The 14,495-nt window shown below is 73.1% G+C and carries 12 protein-coding genes and 1 pseudogene; 7 read left to right on the forward strand and 6 right to left on the reverse strand.

The window, feature by feature from the left end; all coding sequences use genetic code 11:
• Window positions 1–1,307: pseudogene (locus tag LW587_RS14875) on the reverse strand (DNA mismatch repair protein MutS); the annotation flags it as partial.
• A 217-nt stretch (window positions 1,308–1,524) separates the two neighbouring features.
• On the reverse strand, window positions 1,525–1,821 hold the full coding sequence (locus LW587_RS14880; protein WP_232630372.1) for a hypothetical protein: 297 nt from the start codon (window positions 1,819–1,821) through the stop codon (window positions 1,525–1,527).
• Between the two features lie 207 nt (window positions 1,822–2,028).
• Here LW587_RS14880 and hrpB point away from each other — a divergent pair, with 207 nt between their 5' ends.
• Both hrpB and LW587_RS14890 read left to right on the forward strand, forming a co-directional pair.
• Complete coding sequence (gene hrpB / locus LW587_RS14885; protein ID WP_232630373.1) at window positions 2,029–4,518, forward strand: ATP-dependent helicase HrpB; 2,490 nt, start codon at window positions 2,029–2,031, stop codon at window positions 4,516–4,518.
• 75 nt (window positions 4,519–4,593) lie between these two features.
• Window positions 4,594–4,938 (forward strand): hypothetical protein, encoded by a 345-nt coding sequence (locus LW587_RS14890; RefSeq protein ID WP_232630374.1) that lies wholly within the window; start codon window positions 4,594–4,596, stop codon window positions 4,936–4,938.
• Between the two features lie 100 nt (window positions 4,939–5,038).
• On the opposite strand, the gene LW587_RS14895 is transcribed toward LW587_RS14890, so the two are convergent.
• Window positions 5,039–5,434, reverse strand: a complete 396-nt coding sequence (locus LW587_RS14895; protein ID WP_232630375.1) for a VOC family protein — start codon at window positions 5,432–5,434, stop codon at window positions 5,039–5,041.
• Window positions 5,435–5,538: 104 nt separating this feature from the next.
• On the opposite strand from LW587_RS14895, the gene LW587_RS14900 reads away from it, so the two are divergent.
• The gene (locus LW587_RS14900; RefSeq protein WP_232630376.1) at window positions 5,539–6,543 is read left to right on the forward strand and encodes a tyrosine recombinase XerC; all 1,005 of its coding nucleotides are present in this window, start codon (window positions 5,539–5,541) and stop codon (window positions 6,541–6,543) included.
• Window positions 6,544–6,638: 95 nt separating this feature from the next.
• A complete protein-coding gene (locus LW587_RS14905) occupies window positions 6,639–6,776 on the forward strand; it encodes a hypothetical protein (protein WP_232630377.1) in 138 nt (45 codons plus the stop codon).
• A gap of 244 nt (window positions 6,777–7,020) precedes the next feature.
• On the opposite strand, the gene LW587_RS14910 is transcribed toward LW587_RS14905, so the two are convergent.
• The 3 genes from LW587_RS14910 to LW587_RS14920 all read right to left on the reverse strand — a co-directional run bounded on the left by LW587_RS14910 (window position 7,021) and on the right by LW587_RS14920 (window position 10,954).
• The gene (locus LW587_RS14910) at window positions 7,021–8,478 is read right to left on the reverse strand and encodes a sodium:solute symporter family protein (protein ID WP_232630378.1); all 1,458 of its coding nucleotides are present in this window, start codon (window positions 8,476–8,478) and stop codon (window positions 7,021–7,023) included.
• Window positions 8,475–8,678: a DUF3311 domain-containing protein gene (locus LW587_RS14915; RefSeq protein WP_232630379.1), complete on the reverse strand. Its 204-nt coding sequence runs from the start codon at window positions 8,676–8,678 to the stop codon at window positions 8,475–8,477. Before LW587_RS14915 ends, LW587_RS14910 begins: the two co-directional genes overlap by 4 nt.
• A gap of 179 nt (window positions 8,679–8,857) precedes the next feature.
• The gene (locus LW587_RS14920; protein WP_232630380.1) at window positions 8,858–10,954 is read right to left on the reverse strand and encodes an ATP-binding protein; all 2,097 of its coding nucleotides are present in this window, start codon (window positions 10,952–10,954) and stop codon (window positions 8,858–8,860) included.
• 253 nt (window positions 10,955–11,207) lie between these two features.
• Between LW587_RS14920 and trpA the strand changes: the two genes are divergently transcribed.
• The 3 genes from trpA (at window position 11,208) to LW587_RS14935 (ending at window position 14,433) form a co-directional block, all read left to right on the forward strand.
• Window positions 11,208–12,065, forward strand: coding sequence for a tryptophan synthase subunit alpha (gene trpA / locus LW587_RS14925; protein WP_232630381.1), 858 nt, complete (start codon window positions 11,208–11,210; stop codon window positions 12,063–12,065).
• Window positions 12,066–12,169: 104 nt separating this feature from the next.
• Window positions 12,170–13,075: an acetyl-CoA carboxylase, carboxyltransferase subunit beta gene (gene accD, locus LW587_RS14930; RefSeq protein WP_232630382.1), complete on the forward strand. Its 906-nt coding sequence runs from the start codon at window positions 12,170–12,172 to the stop codon at window positions 13,073–13,075.
• Window positions 13,076–13,107: 32 nt separating this feature from the next.
• Entirely contained in the window at window positions 13,108–14,433 is a 1,326-nt protein-coding gene (locus LW587_RS14935; RefSeq protein ID WP_232630383.1) for a bifunctional folylpolyglutamate synthase/dihydrofolate synthase, read from the forward strand.
• Window positions 14,434–14,495: the final 62 nt, after the last annotated feature.

The raw sequence follows: 14,495 nt of genomic DNA on the forward strand, positions 1-14,495 counted from the left end.
ACGAGGCGCCGGAGGCCGTCCGGCAGGTCGGCGCCGGACAGGCCCTCGGCGATGGCGAGCGCCGCGTCGAGCCCACCCCGGAGGGCGGCGAGATCGCGGGGGCCCGCCCGGCCGAGGCCGAGGCGCGACAGGGCGCGGGCGAGGTCCGGCGCGGCCTTCAGCGCCTCGCGCAGGCGGGCCCGCAGGGCAGTCTCGCCGACCAGGAAGGCGACCGCGTCATGGCGCCGGACGATCTTGGTCAGGTCCGTCAGGGGGCCGGCGAGGTGCTCGGCGAGGAGCCGCGCCCCGCCCGCCGAGACCGTGCGGTCGATCGCGTCGAGAAGGCTCCCCTTGCGCTCGCCTGCCAGGGTGCGGGTCAGTTCGAGATTGGCGCGGGTCGCCGCGTCGATGGCGAGCGTCGCCCCCGAGGCCTCGCGCTGCGGCGCCGAGAGCGGCACCCGGGCGCCGAACTGCGTGCGCTCGATATAGAGCAGGGCCGCCCCCGCCGCCGCGATCTCGGCCCGGCTGAAGGCGCCGAACCCGTCGAGGGTCTTGACCCCGAACTGCGCGCGGATGCGCCGCTCCGCCGAGGCCGGCTCCAGCTCGGCCTGCGCCAGCGGCACCACCGCGGCTTTGGTGTCGCGCCACAGCCGCGCCACCGCGGGGTCGGCGTGGATCGCCTCCGACAGCACGATCTCCCGCGGCTCGTGGCGAGCGATGGCGGCGGCGAGTTCGCCGCCCTCCACCTCGCTGAGCGAGAAGCGCCCGGTCGAGATGTCGATGGCGGCGAGCCCGTAGGCCTCGCGCCCCTCCGCGACCTTGCGGCGACCGATGGCGAGCAGGAGGTTGGCCCGGGTGGGATCGAGCAGCCGGTCTTCGGTGAGGGTTCCGGGGGTGACGAGCCGGGTCACCTCGCGCCGGACCACCGATTTCGGCCCCCGCTTCTTCGCCTCGGCCGGGTCCTCGGTCTGCTGGCAGACCGCGACCCGGTGGCCGAGGGCGATCAGGCGGTGCAGGTAATCGTCGGAGCGCTCGACCGGCACGCCGCACATCGGAATGTCCGCGCCGCCGTGCTTGCCGCGCTTGGTCAGGACGATGCCGAGCGCCCGCGAGGCGATCTCCGCATCCTCGAAGAACAGCTCGTAGAAATCCCCCATCCGGTAGAACAGCAGGCAGTCCGGATTGGCGGCCTTGATCTCGATGTACTGCGCCATCATCGGGGTGGCGCCGGGGATGTCCAAGGGTGAGGCGATGGGCGAGGAGGTCACCGTTTCCGCCTGACTCGCGCGACGTTCGAGGGCTTGGGGGCGTGGAGGGCTGGAGCGCATGGCCGGGAGGCTAGCAGCCTCGCCCGGCGCCGGCACCGGCGGCAAAGGGCGAACACCGTGGACAAGTGCGCGCTCTCCCCAGGCGTCGCAAGCCCAGGCTTCGCAAGCCCAGGCTTCGCAAGCCCCGGCTTCGCAAGCCCCGGCGCCCCGACACGAAAAGACCCGCCCGGGCCGGGGCCGGGCGGGTCCTTCGAAACCCTCACAGCGTGAGAGGTGATCAGTAGCGCGGGCCGTTGGTCGTGTTGCCGAGCTGCTGCTGGTAGCCGGGGCGCTCCGGGTTGCGGGCGTTCGGGTTGCCGTGGCGGAGGGTGTTGTAACGGCGGGCGCGGCGCTCGTACCGGCTGGTCCGGTGATGGTGCCAGCCACGATGGCGGTGCCAGCCGCCGTGACGCACGGTCTCGACCGTGTCGCCGGCGATCACGCCGGGCGCCGGCATGGCCGGGGCGGCCGAGGCCGTGCCGACACCGAGGCCGCAGAACAGCACGCCGGCTGCAAGAGTGAGGGCAATCCGCATCGTTTTCTCGTCCGTCGTTTTCGTTTCGTGCGCCAGCGGCACGTCGAGCCCTCAATCCCGCGTGAGCGCCGCCGTTCCGGAGGGGGCCCCCGAATCCCATAACAAATGTTTGAACGGATCCAGGGGCGCTTCGCCGGATTAGCGCTCTGCCGCGGACGTAGGGCGCGCCCCCGTTGCGCGGGCGCCGGAACCGGGCCACCAGCGGGCATGGTCTCCGCCCCCGGCCCCGCCCCGCTCCCGATCGACGCCGTTCTGCCTGCCCTGCGCCGGTCCCTGGTCGCGGGATCTGCGGCCGTGGTGGTGGCGCCTCCCGGCGCGGGCAAGACCACGCGGGTGCCCCTCGCCCTCCTGGAGGAGCCCTGGCTCGGCGGCGGCAAGATCATCCTCTTGGAGCCGCGCCGGCTCGCCGCGCGCGGCGCCGCGGAGCGGATGGCGGCGACGCTCGGCGAGCGGGTCGGCGACACGGTGGGGCTGCGGGTGCGGCTCGGCTCGAAGGTTTCCGGACGCACCCGCATCGAGGTCGTCACCGAGGGCGTCTTCACCCGGATGATCCTCGACGATCCGGAACTCACCGGCATCGGCGCGGTGCTGTTCGACGAATACCACGAGCGCTCCCTCGACGCCGATCTCGGCCTCGCCTTCGCCCTCGACGCGCAGGGCGCGCTGCGCGAGGACCTGCGCCTGCTCGTCATGTCGGCGACCCTGGACGGCGCCCGGGTGGCGCGCCTGCTCGGGGAGGCTCCGGTCATCGAATCCGAGGGGCGGGCCTACCCGGTCGAGACGCGCCACCTCGACCGGGCCGCCAACGAACGCATCGAGGACGCCATGGCCGGCGCGATCCTGCGGGCGCTCCGGGCCGATCCGGGCTCGCTGCTCGCCTTCCTGCCGGGTCAGGCGGAGATCCGCCGCACCATGGAGCGGCTGGAGGGGCGCCTGCCCGATGACGCCGCACTCGCCCCCCTCTACGGGGCTCTGAGCCAAAGCGAGCAGGACCGGGCCGTGGCCCCGGCGCCGCCGGGGCGGCGCAAGGTGGTGCTCGCCACCGCGATCGCCGAGACCTCCCTGACGATCCAGGGGGTGCGGATCGTGGTCGATTCGGGCCTCGCCCGGGTTCCGGTCTACGAGCCCGGCAACGGCCTGACCCGCCTCGTCACCGCGCGGGCCTCCCGCGCCTCCGTCGACCAGCGCCGGGGCCGGGCCGGGCGGACCGAGCCCGGGGTGTGCTGGCGGCTCTGGCCCGAGGCGGCGACCGCCGCCCTCGAGCCCTTCGCCCGGCCGGAGATCCTCTCGGCCGATCTCGCCGGGTTCGTGCTTGATTGCGCCGCCTGGGGCGTGACCGATCCGGGTGCCCTCGCCTTCCTCGATCCCCCGCCCGCTCCGGCCCTGGCGGAGGCCCGCGCCATGCTCGCCGAACTCGGCGCCCTGGATGCGAACGACCGCCTCACCGCGACGGGCCGGACCCTGCGGGCTCTGCCGCTTCCGCCGCGGCTGGCCCGCATGGTGGCCCGCGCCGCGGAGGCCGGGCAGGCGCGCGCCGCCTCCGACCTCGCCGCCGTGCTGGTGGAACGGGGGCTCGGCGGCGACGCGGTCGACCTCGCCGACCGCCTCGACCGCTTCCGCCGGGATCGCGGGGGTCGGGCCGCCGACATGCGCCGCCTCGCCGAGGGCTGGGCCCGGCAGGCCGAACGCGCCGTCGGCCGGGCTGCGCCCGAGCCCGACCCGGACCTCGCCGAACCCGGCGCCCTGTTGGCCCTGGCCTATCCCGACCGGGTCGCCCGGTCCCGGGGCCGCGAGGGTGCCGTGCTGATGGCCAATGGCCGGGCCGGCCTCCTCGATCCGGCGATCGCCCTCGCCCGCGAGCCCTTCGTCGTCGTGGCCGACCTGACCGGCAGCGCCGCCAATGCGCGCATCCTCGCCGCCGCGGCGATCTCCGCTCAGGCGATCGAGGCGCTGTTTGCCGCGCGCATCGAGACGGTGCGCACCGTCACCTTCGACCCCGCCGCCCGGGCGCTGCGGGCACGGGAGGCCCGCCGCCTCGGCGCCGTGAGCCTCGACGAGCGCACGCTTCCGGTCCCGGCCGACGCGGAGGCCGCGGGGGTTCTGGCCCGGGGCATCGCCGGCCTCGGGCTCGACCGCCTGCCCTGGACCCCGGCGCTGGCGCAGTGGCGCGCCCGCATCCGCTTCCTTCACGCGGCCGGAGGCGAGACGTGGCCCGACCTCTCGGACGCGGCGCTGGCCGGCTCCGTCGAGGCGTGGCTCGCGCCCGCCCTCGTCGGGCGCCCGTCGCTCGCCGCGGTCACCGCCGACGATCTGGCCCAGGCGCTGCACGCGCTGCTGCCCTGGTCGCTGCGCGCCCGCCTCGATCAGGAGGCGCCGAGCCATGTCGAGGTGCCGACCGGCTCGCGCCTCCCCGTCGATTACGAATCGGGCCCGGAGCCGGTCCTGGCGGTGCGGGTGCAGGAACTGTTCGGCCTCGACCGGCATCCGACCCTGGGCGGCGGCCGGGTTCCGCTGGTGCTGCACCTGCTCTCGCCGGCCCAGCGCCCGATCCAGATCACCCGCGACCTGCCGGGCTTCTGGCGCGGGTCCTGGAGCGCCGTGCGCGCCGAGATGCGGGGGCGCTATCCCCGCCATCCCTGGCCCGAGGATCCGCGGGCCGAGGCGCCGACCCGACGGGCGAAGCCGAGAGGGACCTGACCGGAGGCGGAAACCCGGACCGTGATGGCCGGGTCTGGACCGGTCTCGACCCTGCCGGACGAAGGAGTGTGTATCGTGACGAAGCTGTCTGCCTGGGGCCTGCTGGCTCTCCTGTCCTGGCCCGGGGCCGCTGCGGCCCAGGAGCGGCCCCTGACGATTCCCCAGGCCGAGGGCGAGCGTCACGGGAAGGTGTTGGGGCGGGCGCTCGCCTGCGGCGTCGACCGTGTGCGGATCGACGGTGTCCTGCGGACGCAGCGCGCGCGGATGCTGGCGGCGGTCGGGCGGGCGCTCACCGAGGAGCGCTACATCCTCGCCCTCGACGACGCGATGCGGCTGGAGACGAGCCTGCCGGCCCCCTCGCCCGCCGCCTGCGAGCGGGGCGTCGCGGCTTTCGAGCGGCTCGAGACGGCGCAGCCGTGAGGAATGGGACGGGGCGGGCCCGTCCCTCCCCTCCGCCGCATCCTGGCGCAGCCCGTCACGCCGCGTGTGCAGGAAGCGGGACCGGGCGGGCTTCCGCCGCTCAGGCGAAGCGTCCGCCCTTCTGGATCACCTCGATCTTGTAGCCGTCAGGATCGGTGGCGAAGAAGAAGGTCGCCAGCGGCGTGTCGCCGTGCTTGAGTGTCTTGACCGGCGTCACCGGAAAGCCCTCGCGCTCGAACCGGGCATGCTCGGCCTGCGCATCCTCGACCACGAAGGCGATGTGGCCGTAGCCGTCGCCGAGATTGTAGGGCTCCGCGCGGTCCTTGTTGACCGTCAGCTCCAGTTCGAACGGCGAGGCCGGATCGCGCAGGTAGAGCAGGGTGAAGTCCGGAAAGTCGAACCGATCGGCGGGCTCCAGGCCGAAGGCGCGGGCGTAATAATCCCGTGCGCGCGCCTCGTCGCGGACGCGGATCATGCTGTGGACGGGCTTGGCCATCGGGGCTCTCTCGCTAGGAAGGATGGGCGCCCAGATGGCGCAGCCCGGCCCCGGGAAAAGAGGGATTAACCCTTCGTCAACCCTAAGGGGCGCTTGCTGCCCGGATGCTGCCGAGGACCCGACAGGCCGACGCCGAACCGCTCCTCCTTCCCGGGGATGCGCCCCTGCGCGCCGCGGCCGAAGGCTGGCGCCGGGCGCTGGCGCAGGAGCGGCGCATGGCCGCCAACACCGTCGAGGCCTACGAGCGGGACCTTCGCCAGTTCCTCACCTATCTCGACGCCCGCTCGGGCCCGCCGACGATCGCCCGCCTGATCGCCCTCCGGCCCCGCGACCTGCGCGGCTTCATGGCGGCGCGGCGCGCGGATGCCATTTCCGGGCGCTCCCTGATGCGGATGCTCGCCGGCCTGCGCTCTTTCGCCCGCCACCTCGAACGCGAGGGCCACGGCAGCGTCGCCGCGCTCGGCGCGGTGCGTCAGCCCAAGGTCGAGCGGCGTCTGCCGCGCCCGCTGCCGGTGACCGCCGCCCTGGCGATGACCCGGCCGGAGACCCGCGCCGACGAGGCCCGCGCGCCCTGGGTGCTCGCCCGCGACGCGGCGGTGATCGCGCTCCTCTACGGATCGGGTTTGCGCATCTCCGAGGCCCTGGGCCTCGCCGCCCGCGATGCGCCCGTGCCGGGCATCGATGAGGTGCGGGTGACCGGCAAGGGCGGCAAGGTGCGCTCCGTGCCGGTGCTGCCCGCGGTGTCGCAGGCGGTGGCCGACTATCTCGCCCTGTGCCCCCACCCGCTCGATCCGGAGGGGCCGCTCTTCGTCGGCGTGAAGGGCGGACCACTCTCGCCCCGGATCGTGCAATATGCGGTGGCGTCCCTGCGCGGCGCCCTCGGCCTGCCCGAGAGCGCCACGCCGCATGCCCTGCGCCACTCTTTCGCGACGCATCTGCTCGCCCGCCAGGGCGAGTTGCGGGCGATCCAGGAACTGCTTGGCCACGCCTCGCTCTCGACGACGCAGCTCTACACGAAGGTCGATGCCGCCCGCCTGATGAGCGCCTTCGAGGCTGCCCATCCCCGCGCCGGGCGCACCAGACCTTTGCCGGCGACGGGAAACGCGTGAGCGCCGCCCGTTTACCTTGCTCTTGCCGCGATTGAGTGGCGGATTGTGATCAAGCCGGCGGTCAGGCCCGCCCGAGTCGTTCCAGGGAGTAAACGATGCGCGTCAGCGGAATCTGCGTGGCGATCCTGCCCGTCCTCGCCGTCCTCGCCGTCACCGCCGTGGTGAAGACGGTGCTGCTTCCCTTCACCGCCGTCCGCGGCGTGCTCGCCCGCGGGCGCACCGCCCGGGCCTGAGGGCCCCCCGCGTTTCTCTCCGGACGATCCCTGCGATCGCCCGGATGTTCCTCGGCCCGTGATCGCACTCGGTCATCCGCGGGCGTTCGAACCGCGTCCGTGAGGGCGGGGGATCGTCCGATCCGCGTCGTCTTCGGCCGCGACCACGCGGCGGACCGGGACCGAAGGCCGGCCCGGATCATCGCCCTCGCGGGCGGCCCTGGCCGATGACCCGTTCAGACGGACCGCGCGTCGCGCTCCCGCATCAGGCTGCGCTCGTCCGCGCCCGCCGGCCCACGGCGCTGACCGCGAAGGCGACCGCGAGGTTCAGCGCCAGGGCGACCACGCCCGCGTTGAGGTCCTGGATCGGGCCCGGCAGGCCGGGAAACAGCTTCGCCAGCGTATAGCCGCCCACCACCGTGATCGACACGGTGGCGACGCCCGCCAGGATCCCCGCCATGGCGCCCGCTTTGGTTAGCGGGTTGGTGCGCCACAGGCTGAAGAAGAAGGCCGGGAAGAGCTGCGTGACGACCGCGTAGCCGATCAGCAGCAGCTGCACGATGCTCTCGCCGCCATAGAGGGTGAAGCCGACGCAGGCGAGGGCGAGCACGGGCGCGACGGCCTTGGCGAGCCGTCCCGTCGAGGCGTCGGTGGCCCCTGGGGCGAGCGGCCGGTACAGGTTCTGCGCGATCAGCGTCGCGCCCGCGATCAGGATCATCGAGCCCGGCACCAGGGCGGTCAGCACGCCGGTGGCGCCGATCACCCCGACGAACCACGGCGGGAAGGTCTCGAGCGCGATCCGGAACAGCGAGAGATCGACGTCGGGCCCGGTCAGGCCGGGCACCTGCAGCACCGCACTGAACCCGGCGAAGAACACGAACAGCAGCATCAGCTGGTAGAGCGGCAGGAACACCGCGTTGCGCCGGAAGGTGCGGGGGTCGCTCGCCGTGTAGATCGAGGCGAAGATGTGCGGAAACATCCAGCCGCCGAGCGCCGTCAGGATCGTGGTCGAGGCGAACCACGTCGCGCTCTGGCCCCGCTCGGGCAGCGCCAGGAAGCCGGGCTTGGCCTGATCGATCGCCGAAAACATCGGGCCGATGCCGCCGTAATAGTGGTAGGGCAGGTAGATCCCGAGGAAGACCACCACGGCGAGGATGAGGACGTCCTTGACCACCGCGGTCCAGGCCGAGCCGCGAATCCCCGAGACCATGACGTAGACGGTCAGCGTCGCCGCCCCGATCCAGATCGCCCAGGTGGGCGGGATCGCGCCGTAGGAGGCGGTCGAGACGATGATGCCGAGCCCCTTGAGCTGGAGCACCATGTAGGGGACGAGGGCCACGAGCCCGACCACCGCCACGAGGAAGCCGAGCGGCTTGCTGTCGTAGCGGGCGGCGAAATAGTCGGGCTGCGAGAACAGGTTGTGTTTCTTCGCGAACGTCCACGCCGGCGGCAGCAGCCAGTAGGAGATCACGTAGATCAGCGTCAGGTAGCAGAGGATGTAGTAGGTCGGCCCGCCCTTGCCGTAAGCCCAGCCGGAGCCGCCCAGGAAGGTGAAGGTCGTGTAGATCTCGCCCGCCATCAGCAGGAAGACGAGCACGGTGCCGAAGCCGCGCTTGCCGACGCTCCACTGCTCCATGTCCATGTCGTGGCCGGCCCGGGCCCACAGGCCGAGACCGAGCGCCACCACGACCGCCAGCGCGATGATCGGGAGCGCCGCGTTCATGCCTCGTCTCCCGGTTCCCGGTTGGCCGGATCGGTCAGGTAGATGAGGGCCATGATCCCCGAGGTCGCCACCGTGCAGGCCACCAGCCAGGCCAGGAGCAAGGGCATGCCGAGCACCATCGGCTCGACCCGGTTGAGGAAGTAGGGGCCGAGCAGCATGCCGGCCGGCGGCAGCAGGGCGAGCCATCGCAGGTGCTTCACCGCCCGGCCCTCCCCGCCCGCCCGCTCACGGATCGTCCGGCTTCGCCCGTCATCTATGCTCCATCGGCTCGCCCCGTTGGCTCGACGCCCGGAGAAATGGGCGAATTCCATGCCACGGCGAGGGGCGGTGGCCTCGCCTCGCCGCCCACCCGCGCGGGCGTGAGAGCGGAAGGGCCGGATCACGCCGCTTCGGCGCGGCCTTCCAGCAGGCCCGGCAGGGCGCGCAGGTTCAAAGGCTTGGCCAGGAAGCCGTCGAAGCCGGCCTCGTGGGCCGCCCGCGCATCCTCGCGTCCCGTATTGGCGGTGAGCGCCACGAGGTGCAGCCGCGCGCTGCCGGATTCCGCCTCCCGGGCCCGGATGCGCCGCGCGGTTTCCAGGCCGTCGAGGCCGGGCATCCGGATGTCGATCAGGGCGAGGTCGAACGGCCCCTGCGTTTCGGCGATCGCCAGGGCCTCCAGGCCGTCGCGGGCGAGGGTGACGCAGGCCCCGAGCCGCTCCAGGGCGCGGGTCGCGAGAAGCGCGTTGATCGGGTTGTCCTCCGCGAGCAGCACGTGCCGACCCGTCGCCGGTCCCGGAAGAGCGGGCACGGGCGCGGCGGCCTGGGCGGCGGCCCGATCGGCGTCCGGCCGGGCCGTCTCCGCCGGCGCGGTCCGGGGGGCCGGGCTCGGCGTCTGCAGGCGGTCGAACAGGGAGCGGGCGCGCACCGGCTTGATCAAGTAGCTGTCGAAGCCCGCGGCGTTCACGGCACCGAACTCGCGCCGGTCGAACGGCGAGAGCAGGATCAGGCGGCAGCGCACCCCGCAGCGCCCGGCTTCCGCCGCGAGCATCCGCACCGGGGCATCGCCCAGGCAGCGGTCGGCGATGACGGCGTCGAACCGGGCCCCGGACAGGGCCGTGAGCCCCGCCTCCACGCTGTCGACCACGACCGCCGCCGCGCCGGAGCGGGTCAGGCGGCGGGCGAGGTAAGGTGCCTGGAACGGCGAATCCGCCACGATGAGCACTCGGCGGATCCCGGCCCGGGCGACGGAAGGCCCCTCGGCGGCGGGTTCCGGGGCCTCCGCGGCGGGCAGCGGCAGCACCACCCGGAAGGTCGAGCCGCGGCCGAGCTGCGAGCGCGCCTCGATGGTGCCGCCCATGCGCTCGACGAGGCGGCGGGTGATGGCGAGCCCGAGCCCGGTGCCCTCGTGGCGCCGGCTCGCGCTGCTGTCGCCCTGCTCGAACTCCTCGAACAGGATCGGGATGCGCTCCTCTTGCATGCCCGGCCCGGTATCCTGGATCGCGAGGGCGATCCCCTCCCCCGCCCGGGTCAGGCTCACGCCGACGCCGCCGCTCTGCGTGAACTTGACCGCGTTGCCCGCGAGGTTGAGCAGGATCTGGCGCACCCGGTCGGCATCCCCGATCCGCAGGGCCGGCAGGTCGTCGGCAATGTCGAGGGCGATCTCCAGGCCCTTGTCCTGGGCGCGGGGGGCGAGCAGCTCCACCCCGCCCTCGACCAAGAGGGCGATGTCGAAGGGCTCGGCAGCGAGGTCGAGCCGACCGGCCTCGATCCGGGAGAAATCGAGGATCCCGTCCACGAGGGAGAGCAGCGCCTTGCCGCTGGTGCGCAGGGCCTCGACATAGGTCCGCTGTTCCGCGTCCAGCGGTGTGTCGAGCAGCAGGTCGGCCATGCCGAGAATGCCGTTGAGGGGTGTGCGGAACTCGTGGCTGACGGTGGCGAGGAAGCGGGACTTGGCGACGTTGGCGGCCTCGGCCCGGCTCTTGGCCTCGTCGAGGGAGCGGACCGCCTCGACATGCTCGGTCACGTCCTTGCCGGCCCGGAGCCAACTCGGGCCCGACCCCGTCTCGTGGCCGGCGGCGGGCATCTCGATGAACGAGAACCAGCGCGGCACCCCGTCGACGGGCACGATGCGCTCCTCGACCTGACGCACGCCGTCGGGGCGCACCTGCACCGGTCCGCGCTCGGCGACCTCGGGCGTCAGCGTCGAGCCGATCAGGTCGAGGGGCTTCATGCCGAGCAGGGCCGCGAAACCCTCGCTCGCGAAGGTGATCCGCCCCTGGCCGTCGCGCTGCACCACCGCCTGGGTGGTGGCCTCCACGAGCACCCGGTAGCGCTCCTCGCTCTCGGCGACCTGCCAGAGCCGGTCCTGGAGGGCCTCGGAGGCGTCGAAGTCCTCCTCCGCCGTCCCGGGCATCGTCTCGCGCCGGAGGGTCACGGCCAGGAGCGCCACCACGCCGAGCGCGGCGGACAGGCCCAGAATGGTCAGTGCGAGGGTCATCACTCGGCACGGGCTCCGTCGCGGCCGGAGGTCCGGCCTTTCGGGAGGGACCCTGGCAGTCCCGCGTGAAAGGGCGCTTGAGAAAGTGGGTTAGGGGAGTGTGAGGGGGATCGGGCGAATTGTCCGGATCGCTGCCATCCCCGGCCCCGTGGGCGTCCCGCGCTTCACGCCGGCAAACGGATGGTGTAGGCGCGCGCCCTGGCCGGGCGGCGTTTCGCGCGCATCCCGGACCGAGCCGCCGGGAGTGCCACGGATGACCGCCCGCATCGACGCCGCCTTCGCCCGCTGCCGCGCGGAGGGGCGGGCCGCCCTCGTCACCTACGTGATGGCGGGCGACCCCGATCCCGAGACCTCGCTGAAGGTGCTGGAGGCGCTGCCGCGCTCCGGCGCCGACATCGTCGAGTTCGGCCTGCCCTTCACCGACCCCATGGCGGACGGGCCGGCGATCCAGGCGGCGGGCCTGCGGGCCCTCAAGGCGGGCCAGGATCTCAAGGGCACCCTGGCGCTGGTCCGCCGCTTCCGCGAGCGCGACACCGACACGCCCGTGGTGCTGATGGGCTATTACAACCCGATCCACAGCTACGGCGTCGACCGATTTCTCCCGGACGCCCGCGAGGCCGGCATCGACGGCCTCATCGTCGTCGACCTGCCGCCGGAGGAGGACGACGAGCTGTGCCTGCCCGCCCGCGCCCAGGGCCTCGCCTTCATCCGTCTGGCCACGCCCACCACGGACGACCGGCGCCTGCCCGCGGTGCTCGCGAACACCGCGGGCTTCGTCTACTACGTCTCGATCACCGGGGTGACCGGGACGGCGACGCCCGATTTCGGCCGGGTCGCGCAGGCGGTGTCGCGGATCAGCGCGCAGACCGATCTGCCGGTGGTGGTGGGCTTCGGCGTCAGGACGGGCGCGCATGCCGCGGCGGTGGCGCAGGGCGCCGACGGCGTGGTCGTCGGCTCCGCGCTCGTCGACGCCCTGGCCCGCAGCCTCGACGCCGAAGGGCGCGCGGGCGACGGCAGCGTGGAGGCCGTGGCGGGCCTGGTGCGCGAGTTGGCCCAGGGTGTGCGCGGGGTGTCCAAGACGTCGGTGTCCGGGGCGCTCGCCAAGGGCTGACCGGCGCCGGGGTTCCGCGACGGGGCGCCTTGGCTGAGGGGCCCTTGGCAGAGTCAGGGCGGCGTTCCGATATCGGCGTAGTGCGGCTTGAGGAGGAGGACGCCATGGTTGAGGCGATGAACTGGATCTCGGAGGTGGTGCGCCCCAAGATCAAGACGCTCTTCAAGCGTGAGACGCCGGAGAACCTCTGGATCAAATGCCCCGACACGGGCCAGATGGTGTTCCACAAGGAGGTGGAGCAGAACCACTGGGTCATTCCCGGCTCCGAGCACCACCTGAAGATGGGCGCGACCGCGCGCCTCAAGATGATGTTCGACGAGGGCACCTGGATCGACGTGCCGCTGCCCGAGGTCGCCGCCGATCCGCTCAAGTTCCGCGACGAGAAGCGCTACGTCGACCGCCTCAAGGAGGCCCGCGCCAAGACCGGCATGGTCGATGCCTTCAAGATCGGCTTCGGCCGCGTCACCGGCCTGCCGATGACGATCGCGGTGCAGGAATTCTCCTTCATGGCCGGCTCCCTCGGCATGGCCGGCGGCGAAGCCTTCATCCGCGGCGCCGAGACGGCCTTGGAGAAACGCACGCCCTTCGTGCTGTTCGCCGCCTCCGGCGGGGCGCGGATGCAGGAGGGCATCCTCTCCCTGATGCAGATGCCGCGCACCACGGTGGCGGTGCGCCGCCTCAACGCCGCGCGGCTGCCCTACCTCGTCGTGCTGACGAACCCGACCACCGGCGGCGTCACCGCCTCCTACGCCATGCTCGGCGACGTGCATCTGGCCGAGCCGGGGGCGCTGATCTGCTTCGCCGGCCCCCGCGTGATCGAGCAGACGATCCGCGAGAAGCTGCCCGACGGCTTCCAGCGGGCGGAATACCTGCGCGAGCACGGCATGGTCGATCAGGTCGTGCACCGGCACCAGCTGCGGGAGACGATCGGCCGGATCTGCAGCCTGCTCCTGGACGTGCGCCGGGACGCTCCCCCGGTCGCCCCGTCTCCCCTGCCCGACGCGGCCTGAGCGGCGTCTGTCTCGAAAGGTCCGAGCGCGAGATGGAATCCTCCGACGCGCTGATGGCGCGCTTCCTCGCCCTGCATCCGCGGACGATCGACCTGTCGCTCGGGCGCATCCAGCGCCTGCTCGCGGCACTCGGTCATCCCGAGCGGCGCCTGCCGCCCGTGATCCATGTCGCCGGCACCAACGGCAAGGGCTCCACCATCGCCTTCATGCGGGCGATCCTGGAGGCCGGGGGGTTGGCGGCCCACGTCTACACCTCGCCCCATCTCGTACGCTTCCACGAGCGGATCCGCCTCGGCGGGATCGGCGGCGGCCAATACGTGGCCGAGGACCGGCTCGCCGACGCCTTCGCCCGCTGCGAGGCCGCCAATCGGTCCGAGCCGATCACGGTGTTCGAGATCACCACCGCAGCCGCCCTGCTGCTCTATTCCGAATGTCCGGCCGACGTGCTGCTGCTCGAGGTTGGGCTCGGCGGCCGGGTCGATGCCACCAACGTCATCGACCGCCCCGCCTGCGCCGTGGTGACGCCGATCGGGCGCGACCACGCCGAATATCTCGGCGACACCGTCGAGGCGGTGGCGACCGAGAAGGCGGGCATCTTCAAGCGCGGCTGCCCGGCGGTGATCGCCACCCAGGACTACGCCCAGGCCGACGCCGTCTTGTGCCGGGCCGCTGAGCGCGTCGGTGCGCGTCCGCTGCGCGTCGGCGGGCAGGATTTCTCCGTGCACGAGGACAGCGGGCGCCTCGTCTACCAGGACGAGAACGAGCTGTTCGATCTGCCGCGCCCCCGCCTCGCCGGGCGCCACCAGTTCACCAACGCGGCCACCGCCATCGCGGCGCTCCGCGCGGCGGGGTTCGGCGATCTCGGCACCGCCGCCTTCGAGGCGGGCCTGCGCAACGTCGACTGGCCCGGCCGCCTCCAGCGCCTGACCCGCGGGGCCCTGGCCGAGCGGATGCCCAAGGATGCGGAACTCTGGCTCGACGGCGGCCACAACGCCGATGGCGGCCGGATTCTCGCCGCCGCCATGGCCGATCTCAGCGAGCGCAGCGATGTGCCCCTGGTGCTGATCGTCGGGCTCCTCGGCACCAAGGACGCGGAAGGCTTCCTGAAGAACTTCGTCGGATTGGCCCGCGGTCTGGTGGCGGTGCCGATCACCGGTCAGCTGGCGGCGCGGCCGGCCGAGGAGGTGGCGGGCATCGCCCGCGCGGTCGGCTTGCAGGCGGGGACCGCCCCGAGCGTCGAGGCCGCGATGGCGGGCCTCGCCGATACGGTCTTCGAGCGTCCGCCCCGGGTACTGATCTGCGGTTCGCTCTACCTCGCGGGCGCTGTCCTGGAGGCGAACGGGACGATTCCCGTCTGACATTGATCACCGGGGCGGCGAACGCGCAGCGTGTCCCGGGTGTGTCCTCGCAGTTACATCCC

It is taken from the genome of Methylobacterium sp. Leaf118 (assembly GCF_920984675.1).
Classification (GTDB): Bacteria; Pseudomonadota; Alphaproteobacteria; order Rhizobiales; family Beijerinckiaceae; genus Methylobacterium.